The sequence below is a fragment of the Pseudomonas shiyinii genome, from assembly GCF_056725765.1.
Genome location: NZ_CM161522.1, coordinates 469,827 through 484,335 on the forward strand (window position 1 = coordinate 469,827; position 14,509 = coordinate 484,335).

The following is a 14,509-nucleotide window of genomic DNA, read 5'->3' on the forward strand; positions in this document are numbered from 1 at the left end:
ATCAGTCGAACGGTTGTCAAGGCCACCTTGAGGGATCCGCCGAGCGGTGCGCAAGCGAGAAGGAAGGATTTCTTTCTGCGCAGCGACCTGTAAACTCGGGAGTTTTGGCTTCCCCGTCAAAAGGCGCGGAAGTATCGCATATTCGGGCGCTTTCTGGCAGCGCCCTCCGTCTCAGGCGCGAATTTTTTCCATGAACCTGCTCAAATCCCTGGCCGCCGTCAGCTCCATCACCATGATTTCCCGGGTGCTCGGGTTCATACGCGATACCATCCTGGCCCGTGTATTCGGCGCCGGCATTGCCACCGATGCCTTCTTCATCGCCTTCAAGCTGCCCAACCTGCTGCGGCGCATCTTCGCCGAAGGGGCCTTCTCCCAGGCGTTCGTACCGATCCTGGCCGAGTACAAGACCCAGCAGGGCGAGGAGGCCACTCGGACCTTCATCGCCTACATCAGCGGGCTGCTGACCCTGGTCCTGGCCGTGGTCACGGCCCTGGGCATCCTCGCCGCGCCCTGGATCGTCTGGGTGACGGCCCCCGGTTTCGTCGACAGTGCCGAGCGCTACGAGCTGACCACGGCCCTGCTGCGGGTGACCTTTCCTTATATATTGCTGATTTCGTTGTCTTCGCTGGTAGGCGCGATCCTCAATACCTGGAACCGCTTTTCCGTCCCCGCGTTCACACCGACCCTGCTGAACGTGGCGATGATCGCCTTTGCCGTGCTGCTCACACCCTACTTCGACCCGCCGATCATGGCCCTGGCCTGGGGCGTGCTGGCCGGGGGCCTGGCGCAGCTGCTGTACCAACTGCCGGCGCTGAAGAAGATCGGCATGCTCGTGCTGCCGCGCGTGAGCCTGCGCGACACCGGCGTCTGGCGGGTGCTCAAGCAGATGCTGCCGGCGATCCTCGGTGTGTCCGTCAGCCAGATCTCGCTGATCATCAACACCATCTTCGCGTCGTTCCTGGTAGCAGGTTCGGTCTCGTGGATGTACTACGCCGACCGTCTCATGGAGCTGCCCTCGGGCGTGCTGGGCGTGGCCCTGGGCACCATCCTGCTGCCAACCCTGGCCAAGACCTACGCCAACCGTGATCGCCACGAGTATTCGCGGATCCTCGACTGGGGCCTGCGCCTGTGCTTCCTGCTCGTATTGCCTTGCACTCTGGCCCTGGCGATCCTCGCCGAACCGCTGACCGTGGCGTTGTTCCAGTACGGCAAGTTCACTGCGTTCGATGCGGCCATGACCCAGCGAGCGCTGATTGCCTACTCCGTTGGCCTGCTGGCGATCATCCTGGTCAAGGTACTGGCACCGGGCTTCTATGCGCAGCAGAATATTCGCACGCCCGTGAAGATCGCGATCTTCACCCTGGTCTGCACGCAGCTGCTCAACCTGGCGCTCATCGGCCCGCTGCAGCATGCCGGGCTTGCCTTGGCCATCAGCCTCGGCGCCTGCCTCAATGCCGGCCTGTTGTACTGGAAGCTGCGCAGCCAGCAGCTGTTCCAGCCGCAGCCGGGCTGGACGATGTTCCTGCTCAAGCTGCTGCTGGCGGTTGCCTTGATGTCCGGCGTGCTGCTGGCCGGCATGCATTACCTGCCGGCCTGGGAGCAGGGGGGCATGCTCGAGCGGTTCTTGCGCCTGGGGGCGTTGATCCTGGCGGGTGTGGTGACCTACTTTGGTTGCCTGTACCTGTGCGGTTTCCGGCCCCGGCATTTCGCTCGCAAGGCCTTGCATTGAGGCCGATGGCGGGCCAGGCGTCGGTTTTTCGCATTCAACGCCGCCCTGTGGCGCTGCTGCCTGTCACCGGCGCCCGGGTGTGGTTATAATCGGCCACTTTATGAGCAAGAAGCGCGTTATGCAGCTGGTTCGAGGTCTTCACAACCTGCGCCCCGAGCACCGGGGCTGTGTCGCCACCATTGGCAACTTCGACGGGGTTCACCGTGGCCACCAGGCAATCCTGGCGCGCCTGCGTGAGCGTGGGCAGGCGCTTGGCCTGCCGACTTGCGTGGTGATCTTCGAGCCGCAGCCGCGCGAATACTTCGCCCCCGACACTGCACCGGCACGCCTGGCGCGCCTGCGCGACAAGGTCGAGCTGCTGGCCGCCGAAGGCATCGACCGGGTCCTGTGCCTGGCCTTCAACCAGCGCTTGAGCACGCTCAGTGCCGACGAATTCGTCAAGGCGATCCTGGTCGACGGCCTGGGTGTGCGCCACCTCGAGGTGGGGGATGACTTCCGTTTCGGCTGTGACCGCGCCGGCGACTTCGCCTTCCTGGTCGAGGCCGGCAAGCACTACGGTTTCTCCGTCGAGGCCGCCAACACTGTGATCCAGGACGGCCTGCGCGTCAGCAGCACCGAAGTGCGCAAGGCGCTGGCCGATGGCGACTTCGAGCTGGCCGAGCACCTGCTGGGCCGCCCATACCGTATTACCGGGCGTGTGCTGCACGGGCAGAAGCTGGCCCGCCAGCTCGGCACGCCGACGGCCAACATCCAGCTCAAGCGCCGCCGCGTGCCGCTGTCCGGGGTCTACCTGGCCAGCATCGAGATCGACGGCAAGGCCTGGCCGGGTGTCGGCAACATCGGGGTGCGCCCCTCCGTCGCTGGCGACGGCCGGCCGCACCTCGAGATTCATCTACTGGACTATGCCGGCGATCTCTATGGCCGGCGCCTGACGGTGGAATTCCACCACAAGCTGCGCGAGGAGCAGCGTTTCGCCTCCCTGGAGGCGCTGAAGTCGGCGATCGACGCGGACATCGCCGCCGCACGTGCCCACTGGCACGCTCAACCGCTAACGAAGAGCCTGAAATGACCGACTACAAAGCCACGCTAAACCTTCCGGACACCGCCTTCCCGATGAAGGCCGGCCTGCCTCAGCGCGAACCGCAGATCCTGCAGCGCTGGGACAGCATTGGCCTGTACCAGAAGCTGCGCGAAATTGGCAAGGATCGTCCGAAGTTCGTCCTGCACGACGGCCCGCCCTACGCCAACGGCAAGATCCACATCGGTCATGCGCTGAACAAGATCCTCAAGGACATGATCGTCCGCTCCAAGACCCTGTCGGGCTTCGACGCGCCCTATGTACCGGGCTGGGACTGCCACGGCCTGCCGATCGAGCACAAGGTCGAGGTCACCCACGGCAAGCACCTGACTGCCGACCGCACCCGCGAGCTGTGCCGCGAATATGCCGCCGAGCAGATCGAAGGGCAGAAGACCGAGTTCATCCGCCTGGGCGTGCTGGGTGACTGGAACAACCCCTACAAGACCATGGACTTCGCCAACGAGGCCGGTGAAATCCGCGCCCTGGCCGAAATGGTCAAGCAAGGCTTCGTATTCAAGGGCCTCAAGCCCGTGAACTGGTGCTTCGATTGTGGTTCGGCCCTGGCCGAGGCCGAGGTCGAGTACGCCGACAAGAAGTCCCAGACCATCGACGTGGCCTTCCCGGTCGCCGACGAGGCCAAGCTGGCCGCGGCCTTCGGCCTGGCCTCGCTGGCCAAGCCCGCCGCCATCGTGATCTGGACCACCACCCCTTGGACCATCCCGGCCAACCAGGCGCTGAACATCCACCCGGAGTTCAGCTATGCACTGGTCGACACCGGCGAGCGCCTGCTGGTACTGGCTGAAGAGCTGGTCGAGTCGTGCCTCAAGCGCTACAACCTGGAAGGTTCGGTGCTGGCCACCGCCCCGGGCTCCGCGCTGGAGCTGATCAACTTCCGCCACCCGTTCTACGACCGCCTGTCGCCCATCTACCTGGCCGACTATGTCGAACTGGGCGCCGGTACCGGCGTTGTCCATTCCTCGCCCGCCTATGGTGAAGACGACTTCGTCACCTGCAAGCGGTACGGCATGGTCAACGACGACATCCTCACCCCGGTGCAGAGCAATGGCGTGTATGTCGATTCGCTGCCGTTCTTCGGCGGCCAGTTCATCTGGAAGGCCAACCCGGCCATCGTCGACAAGCTCAGCGAAGTCGGTGCGCTGATGCACACCGAGACCATCAGCCACAGCTACATGCACTGCTGGCGCCACAAGACCCCGCTGATCTACCGCGCCACCGCCCAGTGGTTCGTCGGCATGGACAAGCAGCCCAACACCGGCGAGCCGCTGCGCGAGCGTGCCCTCAAGGCCATCGAACAGACCAAGTTCGTCCCGTCCTGGGGCCAGGCGCGCCTGCACGCGATGATCGCCAACCGCCCAGACTGGTGCATCTCGCGCCAGCGTAACTGGGGTGTGCCGATTCCGTTCTTCCTCGACAAGCAGACCGGCGAGCTGCACCCGCGCACCGTCGAGCTGATGGAAGAAGTGGCCAAGCGTGTCGAGAAGGAAGGCATCGAGGCCTGGTTCAAGCTCGACGCCGCCGAACTGCTCGGTGAAGAAGCCGGCCAGTACGACAAGATCAGCGACACTCTGGACGTGTGGTTCGACTCCGGCACCACCCACTGGCACGTGCTGCGTGGCTCTCACGACATCGGCCACGCCACCGGCCCGCGCGCCGACCTGTACCTGGAAGGTTCTGACCAGCATCGCGGCTGGTTCCACTCCTCCCTGTTGACCGGTTGTGCCATCGACAATCACGCGCCGTACCGCGAGCTGCTGACCCACGGCTTCACCGTGGACGAGAGCGGCCGCAAGATGTCCAAGTCGCTGGGCAATACCATCGAGCCGCAGAAGGTCAACGATACCCTGGGTGCCGATATCCTGCGTCTGTGGGTTTCGGCCACCGACTATTCCGGCGAAATGGCCGTTTCCGAGCAGATCCTGCAGCGCAGCGCCGACGCCTACCGTCGTATCCGCAATACCGCGCGCTTCCTGCTGTCGAACCTGTCCGGCTTCGACCCGGCCCGCGACCTGCTGCCGGCCGACGATATGCTGGCCCTGGACCGCTGGGCCGTCGACCGCACCCTGCTGCTGCAACGCGAGCTGGAGGAGCACTACAGCGAGTACCGTTTCTGGAACGTCTACTCCAAAGTACACAACTTCTGCGTCCAGGAGCTGGGTGGCTTCTACCTCGACATCATCAAGGACCGCCAGTACACCACCGGCGCCAACAGCGTCGCCCGTCGTTCCTGCCAGACCGCGCTGTACCACATCAGTGAAGCGCTGGTGCGCTGGATCGCGCCGATCCTGGCGTTCACCGCCGACGAAATCTGGCAGTACCTGCCGGGCGAGCGTAACGAGTCGGTCATGCTCAACACCTGGTACCAGGGCCTGTCCGAGCTGCCTGAGGGCTTCGAGCTGGATCGCGCCTACTGGGACCGCGTCATGGCCGTCAAGGCCGCGGTCAACAAGGAACTGGAGAACCAGCGCGCCGCCAAGGCCATCGGTGGCAACCTGCAGGCCGAAGTCACCCTGTTCGCCGAAGAGGGCCTGAGCGCCGACCTGGCCAAGCTGGGTGACGAGCTGCGCTTCGTGCTGATCACCTCGGCGGCCAGTGTGGTGCCGTTCGTCCAGGCGCCGGCCGATGCCGTGACAACCGAAGTCGAAGGCCTCAAGCTGAAGGTCGTCAAATCCGGCCATGCCAAGTGCGGCCGTTGCTGGCACTTCCGTGCCGACGTCGGCAGCCATCCGGAGCACCCGGAAATCTGCAGCCGCTGCGTAGACAACCTCAGCGGTACCGGTGAGGTGCGCCACTATGCCTAACCCTGCAGCGGGGCGCTTCGGGCGCCTTGCCTGGCTCTGGCTGAGCCTGGTGGTACTGGTCCTGGACCAGGCCACCAAGGTCTACTTCGAAGGGGCCTTGAGCCTGTACCAGCAGATCGTGGTCATCCCCGACTACTTCAGCTGGACCCTGGCCTACAACACCGGCGCTGCGTTCAGCTTCCTCGCCGACAGCTCCGGCTGGCAACGCTGGCTGTTCGCCCTGATCGCCCTGGTGGTCAGCGCCGTGCTGGTGGTCTGGCTCAAGCGCCTGGGGCGCGGTGAGACCTGGTTGGCCGTTGCCCTGGCCCTGGTGCTTGGCGGTGCGCTGGGCAACTTGTACGACCGTATCGTGCTGGGCCACGTGGTCGACTTCATCCTGGTGCACTGGCAGAACCGTTGGTATTTCCCGGCCTTCAACCTGGCCGACAGCGCAATCACCGTCGGTGCGGTGATGCTGGCGCTGGATATGTTCAAGAGCAAGAAGTCCGGAGAACCTGTCCATGACTGAGACCCGTATCGGCCAGAACACCGAAGTTACCCTGCACTTCGCGTTGCATCTGGAAAACGGCGACACCGTCGACAGCACCTTCGACAAGTCGCCGGCCACCTTCAAGGTCGGCGACGGCAACCTGTTGCCAGGTTTCGAGAATGCGTTGTTCGGCTTCAAGGCGGGTGACAAGCGCACCCTGGCCATCGCCCCGGAGAACGCCTTCGGCCAGCCGAACCCGCAGAACGTGCAGGTCATGCCACGTTCGCAATTCACCGACATGGAATTGTCCGAAGGCCTGCTGGTGATCTTCAATGACGCCGCCAACGCCGAGTTGCCCGGTGTGGTCAAGGCATTCGACGACGACCAGGTGACCATCGACTTCAATCACCCACTGGCCGGCAAGACCCTGACCTTCGAGGTGGAAATCCTCGAGGTCAAGGCCCTGTGAGCCTGGAGCCGAGCATGCAAATCAAACTCGCCAACCCTCGCGGCTTTTGCGCCGGGGTGGACCGGGCGATCGAGATCGTCAACCGCGCCCTGGAAGTCTTCGGCCCGCCGATCTATGTGCGCCACGAAGTGGTGCACAACAAGTTCGTGGTCGAGGACCTGCGCAACCGTGGCGCCATCTTCGTCGAAGAGCTCGACCAGGTGCCGGACGACGTCATCGTCATCTTCAGTGCCCATGGCGTTTCCCAGGCCGTGCGCCAGGAAGCTGCAGGCCGTGGCCTGAAGGTATTCGACGCCACCTGCCCGCTGGTGACCAAGGTGCACATCGAAGTGGCCAAGTACAGCCGCGACGGCAAGGAGTGCATCCTCATCGGCCATGCCGGGCACCCGGAGGTCGAAGGCACCATGGGCCAGTACGACGCCAGTAATGGCGGCGCGATTTACCTGGTGGAAGACGAGGAAGACGTCGCCAAGCTTGAGGTCCGCGACCCGCAGAACCTGGCCTTCGTCACCCAGACCACGCTCTCGATGGACGATACCAGCCGCGTCATCGATGCGCTGCGCGAGCGCTTCCCGAACATCGGCGGCCCGCGCAAGGACGACATCTGCTACGCCACCCAGAACCGCCAGGATGCGGTCAAGCAACTGGCCGGTGAGTGCGACGTGGTTCTGGTGGTCGGCAGCCCCAACAGCTCCAACTCCAACCGCCTGCGTGAGCTGGCCGAGCGCATGGGCACCCCGGCCTACCTGATCGACGGCGCCGAGGACATGCAGCAAGGCTGGTTCGACGGTGTCGCTCGCATCGGCATCACCGCTGGCGCTTCGGCGCCCGAGGTGCTGGTGCGTGGTGTCATCGAACAGCTGCGCGCCTGGGGCGCCACCGGTGCCGAAGAGCTCGATGGCCGCGAAGAGAACATCACGTTCTCCATGCCCAAGGAACTGCGGGTTCGCTCGCTGATCTGATCAGGCACCTGCGCACCGTGACGGCTCGTTCGACACGGTGCGCAGGTCGACCCTGCCGCTGGGGGCCAGCACTATCCAGTAACGACTTGCCTGCGCCGTGCGGCGGCAAATCTCCAGTGTTCCACCCAGGAACCCACCGTTGCCTCGCAGCGGTACGCCCAATCCACTGAACTTCACTTCCTTGCCCAGGTTGCTGGCGATACTCAACTTGCGCGCCAGGCGTTGCTCGCGCAGCGATTGGTTGTTATGCGCCAAGCGTGTTCGCCATCCCTTGCCCCAATCACCCTCCAAGGGTTCAACCAACACCGTTTGTTGCTGCAGCAAAGCGTGGCTGCGTGCGCTGCGCAGGGCCTGTGCCAGGTCCCGGGCTGCAGAGGCGCGGTGTAGGTCGTCACTGAGTTGGTTGTAGGCCGGTAGCCCTACGTTTGCCAGAAGGCTGGCCAATGCCAGCGCGCACATCATTTGTATCAGTGTTACGCCACGTTGCTTCACCGTGCATTCCTCCCTGGAAGTGCTTCGCTGTAGCTTCAAGGCCGGTGGGCGGAGCGTCCAGTCGGCCAGGTCGAAGTGAAGCGGCAGGAAATTTCCCGGAGGGATGAATGGACGCGAGGGAGCGCGGCATGACGCTGCTGGAAGTGGTGTTGACGATCGTGGTGCTGGCGCTTGGCTTGTTTGCCGCGGCGGCCCAGCAAATGCGTGGTTTGCAGGCGCTCGATGACGCGCGGCGCGAGACCCAGGCAGTGTTCCTGGCGCAAGGGTTGTTGGAGCGCAGTAGGGCCGCTGGCAGCTTGGCGCCGGGCGAGAGGGCCGCCTGGCAAGGTCGGCTCGACCAGCTCCTGGGGGCTTCGGCGCAAGGGCGCGTAACGGAGGCCGGCCACGCCTTGGTGGTTGAGGTCCATCAAGCAGGCCAGTTATTAACCAGACTGCAGGCCAGGGCATGGCCATGAGCCGCTGCCAGGCCGGCTTCGGTTTGCTCGAAGCCCTGCTGGCGCTGACGATCGGGTTGATGTTGCTGGGGGCGGCGAGTCAGCTGTTCGTCTCGGCCTACCACGCCTGGCAAGTGCAGTCTGTCGCCGTACGATTGCAGGGCGATGCCCGCCTGGCACTGCAACGGATGGCCCAGGACATCCGCATGGCTGGCATGTTCGGCTGCCTGCGCCAGGATGCCATCGTTTTTGAAAGCCAGGCCGCTGCCGAGGCGTTCGCCCAGCCATTGCAGATCACCCTGTCCGGGAATGGACGCCTAGAGCGCCTGGAGCTGGTCGGTGAGCAATTGCCTGGTACCGGGCGGCAGCCCGACTGGGTGCTGCTCACGGACTGCCTGAGCTGGGCAGAGGTCAGGCATCGCCCCCCACCGGGCAGCGGGGCGGCACTGGTGGTTCCTATCCAGCGTGTCACCTACCAATTGCATGGCGATACCTTGAGGCTTGGGCGCGCGGGCCAGGCACAAGCCTTGATCGACCGGGTGCGTGATCTGCGCGTGGTCCTGGTGCCAACCCACCAAGGTGGCCGGGTCGATCTGCAGCTCACGCTGTTCGATCCGCAACACCAGGTCGAGCTGCGGCACGAGGTGAGCGTTGCCCTGCGTAACGGGGAGCCCGACGTATGAAGCGTCAACGTGGCATCGCTCTTTTGACGGGGCTGGTGCTCAGCCTGTTGGCCGGGTTGCTGGCCGCCTCGGCCCTGCGCGACGCCTTGGTGCAGGCCCATATGGCCGGGCAGTTACGGGCCAGTGCCCAGGCCCTGGAGCAGGCCGAAGCTGTGTTGCTGGAGGGCAGGGCGCGGTTGTTGCTGGCACCACCAGGGCCGTGCCAGCGCTGTCGGCCACCTGGCGATGCCCATGACGTGCAGGGCGGGGAGCCTGGCTGGCAATCCGCTGAGCAAGGGTTCTTCCTGCTGCAGAACCTGGGCGAAAGCACCCTGGTCGCGCACCTGCCCGACGGCGCCCGGGCGCGCCTGTATCGGGTGACCGCCGTCAGCCGCCAGCAGCAGGCGCGGCACGTGCTGGAGGCGGTCTATGCCCTGCAGCCGGGGCCGAACGCCCCACTTCGGCGCATCCTGTGGCGCCAACGCTTGAGGGAGCCATGACATGCAGCGAGGCCTGAGCCTGATCGAATTGTTGATTGTCGTGGCCGTCAGCGGCATTCTGGCAGCCATTGCCTACCCCAGTTACAGCGACCAGCTCAGGCGTGCCGCGCGAAGTGAAGTGGTCGGCCTGCTGCAGGACGCAGCCCTGCGCCTGGAGCGCCACCGTGCGCGCACGGGCCAATACGCAGGTTCCGACCCTCAGTTACCGCCACTGCCTGCCGGCACCCGCTACTACAACGTGCAGGTGCAACGCGATGACGACAGCTTCCGCCTGCTCGCCAGGCGCCAGCCCGATGGGCTGATGGCCGACGACCACTGCGGCGACTATCAGCTCGACCATGCCGGCGCGCGTGACAACCCAGGCGCAGGCGCAGGTGCGACGGCCGAAGGTTGCTGGGGTTATTGAAGGCCCGGTTCTTATTTCAGGTAGTGGAACGACAGATGAGCAAGCAAGTAGTGATTGTCGGCGGCGGCGTGATCGGCCTGTTGACTGCGTTCAACCTCGCGCCGAAGGTCGACCGGGTGGTGGTCTGCGACCAGGGCGAAGTAGGGCGCGAGTCGTCCTGGGCCGGCGGAGGTATCGTCTCGCCGCTCTACCCTTGGCGCTACAGCCCGGCGGTGACCGCGCTGGCGCACTGGTCCCAGGACTTCTACCCGCAGTTGGGCGAGCGGCTGTTCGCCACGACCGGGATCGATCCTGAAGTACACACCACGGGCCTGTACTGGCTGGACCTGGACGACGAAGCCCAAGCCCTGGCATGGGCCGCGCGCGAGCAGCGGCCGCTGAGCGCCGTGGACATCTCGGCGGCCTACGACGCCGTGCCGGTGCTCGGCCCCGGCTTCAAGCGCGCCATCTACATGGCAGGCGTGGCCAATGTGCGCAATCCGCGGCTGGTCAAATCGCTCAAGGCTGCCTTGCAGGCCCTGCCCAACGTGACCCTGCTCGAGCACTGCGCAGTCACCGGGTTCCGGCAGGAGCAGGGGCGTGTAACCGGTGTGCAGACCGCCCAAGGAGTGTTGGAAGCCGACGACGTGGTGCTCAGCGCTGGCGCTTGGAGCGGCGACCTGCTCAAGACGCTGGGGCTGGCGTTGCCGGTCGAGCCGGTCAAGGGGCAGATGATCCTGTTCAAATGCGCCGAAGACTTCCTGCCGAGCATGGTATTGGCCAAGGGGCGCTACGCCATTCCGCGTCGCGACGGGCATATCCTGGTCGGCAGCACCCTGGAGCATGCCGGCTACGACAAGACGCCCACCGGCGAGGCACTGGAGAGCCTCAAGGCATCTGCGGTGGAGCTTCTGCCCGCCTTGGCCGATGCCACAGTGGTGGCGCACTGGGCAGGCCTGCGCCCAGGGTCGCCCGAGGGTATCCCCTATATCGGGCGCGTGCCGGGGCACGATGGGCTGTGGTTGAACTGCGGGCATTACCGCAACGGGCTGGTGCTGGCACCGGCATCATGCCAGCTGTTCACCGACCTGCTGACCGGCCGCGAGCCGATCATCGACCCGGCGCCTTATGCGCCAGGTCCGCGTCTGGTCGCGTGATGTAAGAGCGGGTAAACCCGCGCCCACACAATAACCTGTGGGAGCGGGCCACTCCCCGAAACATCAACGCTGCGAGCCGGGCCCTTGCTCCAGGTGCGCCTGGCTGCAATACCAGTCGTTGCCCAGCCGCAGGGCGCGGTCATTGGGCAGGTGCACGCCGCAGTGGGCGCAGCGCACCATCTTCAGCGGGTCGTCGAGCTTGGGCTCGGCAGGAGTGTGTTGGCTGGCCTTGAACTTGCGCCACAGCCAGAACGCAGCGGCGATCAGGGCGATCCAGAAAAGTAGACGAACCATGGTGTCCAGCTTGTCGAGAATGAAGAGCGACAGTCTAGGGCGGCGCCAATAAAAAAGGGAGGCCTCGGGCCTCCCTTTCTCATGCTGCGGTCGATCAGTCGAACAGACCGAAGGTCATGTAGCTGAACCACGAACGGTCCTTCTCGGCTTCCTTCGGGCCTTCAGGACGGATCGCATCACCGTCTTCGTCCTTGGGCAGCAGTTCTTCAGGCATTTCTGCACGAGCATCCTGGAACTGCTTGACCACGTCCTGGTTGGCGCGGGTTTCGCCCGGCGGCAGCGGGGTGTCGGTTTCGATCAGGCCCAGGGTCGCCTTGGACAGCCACGAGCGGTTGTCGGCTTCGTCCTGCTTGGGCTCGAACTGGCCATCGACCAGGCTTGGGTGGTCTGGGTAGTTGAGCTTGAGCGTTTCCAGGCTGGTGGCTGCCAGTTCGTCCAGGTGCAGGCGCTGGTAGGCCTCGACCATCACGGCCAGGCCGTCGCCGACCGATGGGGTTTCCTGGAAGTTCTCGACCACGTAGCGGCCACGGTTGGCCGCGGCCACGTAGGCCTGGCGGCTCAGGTAGTAGTCGGCCACGTGGATCTCGTAGGCCGCCAGCAGGTTGCGCAGGTAGATCATGCGCTGCTTGGCGTCCGGCGCGTAGCGGCTGTTGGGGAAGCGGCTGGTGAGCTGGGCGAACTCGTTGTAGGAGTCGCGGGCGGCGCCCGGGTCACGCTTGGTCATGTCCAGCGGCAGGAAGCGCGCCACCAAGCCACGGTCCTGGTCGAACGAGGTCAGGCCCTTGAGGTAGTAGGCGTAGTCGACGTTCGGGTGCTGCGGGTGCAGGCGGATGAAGCGCTCGGCGGCGGACTTGGCGGCTTCCGGCTCGGCGTTCTTGTAGTTGGCGTAGATCAGCTCCAACTGGGCCTGGTCGGCGTAGCGGCCGAACGGGTAGCGCGACTCCAGGGCCTTGAGCTTGCTCACGGCGCTGGTATAGCTGTGGTTGTCCAGGTCGGCCTGCGCCTGCTGGTACAGCTCGGCCTCGCTGAGGTTCTCGTCGACGACTTCCTTGTTGGAGGAACAGGCAGCGGTGAGCCCGAGGATGGCGATCAGCAGCAGGTGTTTCACTTGCATGGCGGCTTGCGTCCCTTTGACGGCCGCTGTCTTGGGCGGTGCCGTCCTGTTATGATGAGCGCCCCCGGCCGAACCCGGGGCAAAAGAAGTCGTATTTAACCACAAGCGTGCAGCCGAAACCAAAGGCTGTGCGCCCGCCGAATCGAGCATGTCCGAGATCATTCAACTTAGCGCAGAGGTCCCGTCCGAACTGGGCGGTCAACGCCTCGACCAGGTCGCCGCCCAACTCTTCTCCGAGTACTCGCGCTCGCGCCTGGCCTCGTGGATCAAGGACGGTCGCCTGACGGTCGACGGCGCGGTGCTGCGCCCGCGCGACACCGTCCACAGTGGCTCCATCCTGGCCCTGGAGGCCGAGCAGGAGGCCCAGGGCGAATGGGTGGCCCAGGACATCGAGCTGGACATCGTCTACGAAGACGACCAGATCCTGGTGATCAACAAGCCCGCCGGGCTGGTTGTGCACCCGGCGGCGGGCCATGCCGACGGCACCTTGCTCAATGCCCTGCTGCACCACGTGCCGGACATCGTCAACGTACCGCGCGCCGGTATCGTGCACCGCCTGGACAAAGACACCACCGGCCTGATGGTGGTCGCCAAGACCCTGCAGGCCCAGACCAACCTGGTCGACCAGCTGCAAAAACGTTCGGTCAGCCGCATCTATGAATGCATCGTGGTTGGCGTGGTCACCGCCGGTGGCAAGATCGATGCGCCCATCGGTCGCCATGGTGGCATGCGCCAGCGCATGGCGGTGACCGACGGCGGCAAGCCTGCGGTCAGCCATTACCGTGTCCTCAAGCGCTTCCGCTCGCACACCCATGTGCGGGTCAAGCTGGAAACCGGCCGTACCCACCAGATTCGCGTGCACATGGCGCATGTGGGCTTCCCGCTGGTCGGCGACCAGACGTACGGCGGTCGTTTCCGCATCCCGCCGGCAGCCAGCGTGGCCATGGTCGAGGCGGTCAAGAACTTCCCGCGCCAGGCCCTGCATGCGCGCTTCCTGGCACTGGACCACCCGACCACCGGCGAGCGCATGGAATGGGCCTCGCCGCTGCCGGATGATTTCGTCTGGCTGCTGTCGCTGCTCAACCAGGACCGCGAGAGCTTCATCGGATGAGCGGCCTGACGCAGTCGCTGCTGTTCCCCGACTGGCCGGCCCCGGCCTCGGTTCGCGCCTGCGTCACCACTCGCCAGGGCGGCGTCAGCCTGCCGCCCTACGACACCTTCAACCTCGGTGACCACGTCGGCGACGACCCGGCCGCGGTCGCCGAGAACCGTCGCCGCCTGAGCGACGCATTCGGCATTCGCCCGGCCTGGCTCAAGCAGGTCCATGGCGTGGTCGTGGCCGACGCCGACCCGGCATGTGTGGCCGAGGCCGACGCCAGCTTCACCGACCAGCCCAACATCGCCTGCACCGTGATGACCGCCGACTGTCTGCCCGTGCTGTTCTGCGACCGCGTCGGCACCCGCGTGGCAGCGGCCCATGCCGGCTGGCGCGGGCTGGCGGGCGGTGTGCTCGAGGCCACCCTCGACCGTCTTGGCGTGCCTGCCGAGGATGTACTGGTATGGCTTGGCCCGGCCATTGGCCCCCAGGCCTTCGAAGTCGGCGTGGAAGTGCGCGATGCCTTCACCACCCAACATCCTGAAGCGGCCCAAGCCTTTGTGCCAGGGGGGCGCCCGGGCAAGCTGATGGCCGATATCTACCAGCTCGCCCGCATCCGCCTGGCGGCCCGTGGCGTCACCGCCGTATATGGCGGCGGCCTGTGCACGGTCAACGACCCACGCTTCTTCTCCTATCGCCGCACGCCGCAAGGCGGGCGCTTCGCCTCCCTGGTCTGGCTGCAAGCCTGAGCCACATTTCCTTATAGGAACGGTGGGAGCAACTGCCCTGCAAAGTTTCTGAGCACTGGCCCGATCCTTGTGGGAGCCGGCTTGCCGGCGATTGGGCTGC

Annotated in this window: 16 protein-coding genes; 13 read left to right on the forward strand and 3 right to left on the reverse strand. The window is 65.2% G+C overall.

Annotation, left to right across the window (positions count from 1 at the left end; genetic code table 11):
• The first annotated feature begins 190 nt into the window (after nucleotides 1-190).
• The 6 genes from murJ (at nucleotide 191) to ispH (ending at nucleotide 7,526) form a co-directional block, all read left to right on the forward strand.
• On the forward strand, nucleotides 191-1,729 hold the full coding sequence (murJ, locus tag ACXHGZ_RS02265; RefSeq protein ID WP_480462173.1) for a murein biosynthesis integral membrane protein MurJ: 1,539 nt from the start codon (nucleotides 191-193) through the stop codon (nucleotides 1,727-1,729).
• 118 nt (nucleotides 1,730-1,847) lie between these two features.
• Nucleotides 1,848-2,798, forward strand: coding sequence for a bifunctional riboflavin kinase/FAD synthetase (gene ribF / locus ACXHGZ_RS02270; RefSeq protein ID WP_480462175.1), 951 nt, complete (start codon nucleotides 1,848-1,850; stop codon nucleotides 2,796-2,798).
• Entirely contained in the window at nucleotides 2,795-5,626 is a 2,832-nt protein-coding gene (ileS, locus tag ACXHGZ_RS02275) for an isoleucine--tRNA ligase (protein WP_084857011.1), read from the forward strand. Before ribF ends, ileS begins: the two co-directional genes overlap by 4 nt.
• The gene (gene lspA / locus ACXHGZ_RS02280) at nucleotides 5,619-6,134 is read left to right on the forward strand and encodes a signal peptidase II (RefSeq protein WP_196144465.1); all 516 of its coding nucleotides are present in this window, start codon (nucleotides 5,619-5,621) and stop codon (nucleotides 6,132-6,134) included. The genes ileS and lspA overlap by 8 nt, the downstream gene beginning before the upstream one ends.
• Nucleotides 6,127-6,564 carry an FKBP-type peptidyl-prolyl cis-trans isomerase gene (fkpB, locus tag ACXHGZ_RS02285; protein WP_480462177.1) on the forward strand — a complete coding sequence of 146 codons (438 nt, stop codon included), beginning with the start codon at nucleotides 6,127-6,129 and terminating at the stop codon, nucleotides 6,562-6,564. Before lspA ends, fkpB begins: the two co-directional genes overlap by 8 nt.
• A gap of 14 nt (nucleotides 6,565-6,578) precedes the next feature.
• Nucleotides 6,579-7,526, forward strand: a complete 948-nt coding sequence (ispH, locus tag ACXHGZ_RS02290) for a 4-hydroxy-3-methylbut-2-enyl diphosphate reductase (protein ID WP_084857016.1) — start codon at nucleotides 6,579-6,581, stop codon at nucleotides 7,524-7,526.
• Here ispH and ACXHGZ_RS02295 read toward each other — a convergent pair whose 3' ends face one another.
• Nucleotides 7,527-8,018 carry a GspH/FimT family pseudopilin gene (locus tag ACXHGZ_RS02295; protein WP_480462179.1) on the reverse strand — a complete coding sequence of 164 codons (492 nt, stop codon included), beginning with the start codon at nucleotides 8,016-8,018 and terminating at the stop codon, nucleotides 7,527-7,529.
• A gap of 128 nt (nucleotides 8,019-8,146) precedes the next feature.
• On the opposite strand from ACXHGZ_RS02295, the gene ACXHGZ_RS02300 reads away from it, so the two are divergent.
• Genes ACXHGZ_RS02300 through thiO form a run of 5 tightly spaced genes read left to right on the forward strand, consistent with a single transcriptional unit; the run spans nucleotide 8,147 to nucleotide 11,156 of the window.
• On the forward strand, nucleotides 8,147-8,473 hold the full coding sequence (locus tag ACXHGZ_RS02300) for a type IV pilus modification PilV family protein (protein WP_480462181.1): 327 nt from the start codon (nucleotides 8,147-8,149) through the stop codon (nucleotides 8,471-8,473).
• The gene (locus ACXHGZ_RS02305; protein ID WP_480462183.1) at nucleotides 8,470-9,135 is read left to right on the forward strand and encodes a PilW family protein; all 666 of its coding nucleotides are present in this window, start codon (nucleotides 8,470-8,472) and stop codon (nucleotides 9,133-9,135) included. Before ACXHGZ_RS02300 ends, ACXHGZ_RS02305 begins: the two co-directional genes overlap by 4 nt.
• Entirely contained in the window at nucleotides 9,132-9,614 is a 483-nt protein-coding gene (locus ACXHGZ_RS02310) for a hypothetical protein (RefSeq protein WP_480462185.1), read from the forward strand. The genes ACXHGZ_RS02305 and ACXHGZ_RS02310 overlap by 4 nt, the downstream gene beginning before the upstream one ends.
• Nucleotide 9,615: 1 nt before the next feature.
• Nucleotides 9,616-10,020, forward strand: coding sequence for a type IV pilin protein (locus ACXHGZ_RS02315; RefSeq protein ID WP_480462186.1), 405 nt, complete (start codon nucleotides 9,616-9,618; stop codon nucleotides 10,018-10,020).
• A gap of 35 nt (nucleotides 10,021-10,055) precedes the next feature.
• Nucleotides 10,056-11,156, forward strand: a complete 1,101-nt coding sequence (gene thiO / locus ACXHGZ_RS02320; protein WP_480462188.1) for a glycine oxidase ThiO — start codon at nucleotides 10,056-10,058, stop codon at nucleotides 11,154-11,156.
• 63 nt (nucleotides 11,157-11,219) lie between these two features.
• Here the strand turns inward: thiO and ACXHGZ_RS02325 are convergent, their stop codons facing one another.
• Both ACXHGZ_RS02325 and ACXHGZ_RS02330 read right to left on the reverse strand, forming a co-directional pair.
• Nucleotides 11,220-11,450 carry a PP0621 family protein gene (locus ACXHGZ_RS02325; RefSeq protein WP_084857024.1) on the reverse strand — a complete coding sequence of 77 codons (231 nt, stop codon included), beginning with the start codon at nucleotides 11,448-11,450 and terminating at the stop codon, nucleotides 11,220-11,222.
• A 94-nt stretch (nucleotides 11,451-11,544) separates the two neighbouring features.
• Nucleotides 11,545-12,564, reverse strand: a complete 1,020-nt coding sequence (locus ACXHGZ_RS02330) for an outer membrane protein assembly factor BamD (protein ID WP_084857026.1) — start codon at nucleotides 12,562-12,564, stop codon at nucleotides 11,545-11,547.
• Nucleotides 12,565-12,712: 148 nt separating this feature from the next.
• On the opposite strand from ACXHGZ_RS02330, the gene rluD reads away from it, so the two are divergent.
• The gene (gene rluD, locus ACXHGZ_RS02335) at nucleotides 12,713-13,675 is read left to right on the forward strand and encodes a 23S rRNA pseudouridine(1911/1915/1917) synthase RluD (RefSeq protein WP_196144454.1); all 963 of its coding nucleotides are present in this window, start codon (nucleotides 12,713-12,715) and stop codon (nucleotides 13,673-13,675) included.
• Nucleotides 13,672-14,409, forward strand: coding sequence for a peptidoglycan editing factor PgeF (pgeF, locus tag ACXHGZ_RS02340; protein WP_480462190.1), 738 nt, complete (start codon nucleotides 13,672-13,674; stop codon nucleotides 14,407-14,409). The genes rluD and pgeF overlap by 4 nt, the downstream gene beginning before the upstream one ends.
• Nucleotides 14,410-14,509: the final 100 nt, after the last annotated feature.

Excerpts from the sequence above, each read along its gene's own strand:
- murJ (WP_480462173.1), top strand. The coding sequence starts at position 191 with ATGAACCTGCTCAAATCCCTGGCCGCCGTCAGCTCCATCACCATGATT.
- ribF (WP_480462175.1), top strand. The coding sequence starts at position 1,848 with ATGCAGCTGGTTCGAGGTCTTCACAACCTGCGCCCCGAGCACCGGGGC.
- fkpB (WP_480462177.1), top strand. The coding sequence starts at position 6,127 with ATGACTGAGACCCGTATCGGCCAGAACACCGAAGTTACCCTGCACTTC.
- ACXHGZ_RS02315 (WP_480462186.1), top strand. The coding sequence starts at position 9,616 with ATGCAGCGAGGCCTGAGCCTGATCGAATTGTTGATTGTCGTGGCCGTC.
- ACXHGZ_RS02330 (WP_084857026.1), bottom strand. The coding sequence starts at position 12,564 with ATGCAAGTGAAACACCTGCTGCTGATCGCCATCCTCGGGCTCACCGCT.
- lspA (WP_196144465.1), top strand. The coding sequence starts at position 5,619 with ATGCCTAACCCTGCAGCGGGGCGCTTCGGGCGCCTTGCCTGGCTCTGG.
- ACXHGZ_RS02305 (WP_480462183.1), top strand. The coding sequence starts at position 8,470 with ATGAGCCGCTGCCAGGCCGGCTTCGGTTTGCTCGAAGCCCTGCTGGCG.
- pgeF (WP_480462190.1), top strand. The coding sequence starts at position 13,672 with ATGAGCGGCCTGACGCAGTCGCTGCTGTTCCCCGACTGGCCGGCCCCG.
- ileS (WP_084857011.1), top strand. The coding sequence starts at position 2,795 with ATGACCGACTACAAAGCCACGCTAAACCTTCCGGACACCGCCTTCCCG.
- thiO (WP_480462188.1), top strand. The coding sequence starts at position 10,056 with ATGAGCAAGCAAGTAGTGATTGTCGGCGGCGGCGTGATCGGCCTGTTG.
- ACXHGZ_RS02325 (WP_084857024.1), bottom strand. The coding sequence starts at position 11,450 with ATGGTTCGTCTACTTTTCTGGATCGCCCTGATCGCCGCTGCGTTCTGG.
- ACXHGZ_RS02300 (WP_480462181.1), top strand. The coding sequence starts at position 8,147 with ATGACGCTGCTGGAAGTGGTGTTGACGATCGTGGTGCTGGCGCTTGGC.
- ispH (WP_084857016.1), top strand. The coding sequence starts at position 6,579 with ATGCAAATCAAACTCGCCAACCCTCGCGGCTTTTGCGCCGGGGTGGAC.
- ACXHGZ_RS02310 (WP_480462185.1), top strand. The coding sequence starts at position 9,132 with ATGAAGCGTCAACGTGGCATCGCTCTTTTGACGGGGCTGGTGCTCAGC.
- rluD (WP_196144454.1), top strand. The coding sequence starts at position 12,713 with ATGTCCGAGATCATTCAACTTAGCGCAGAGGTCCCGTCCGAACTGGGC.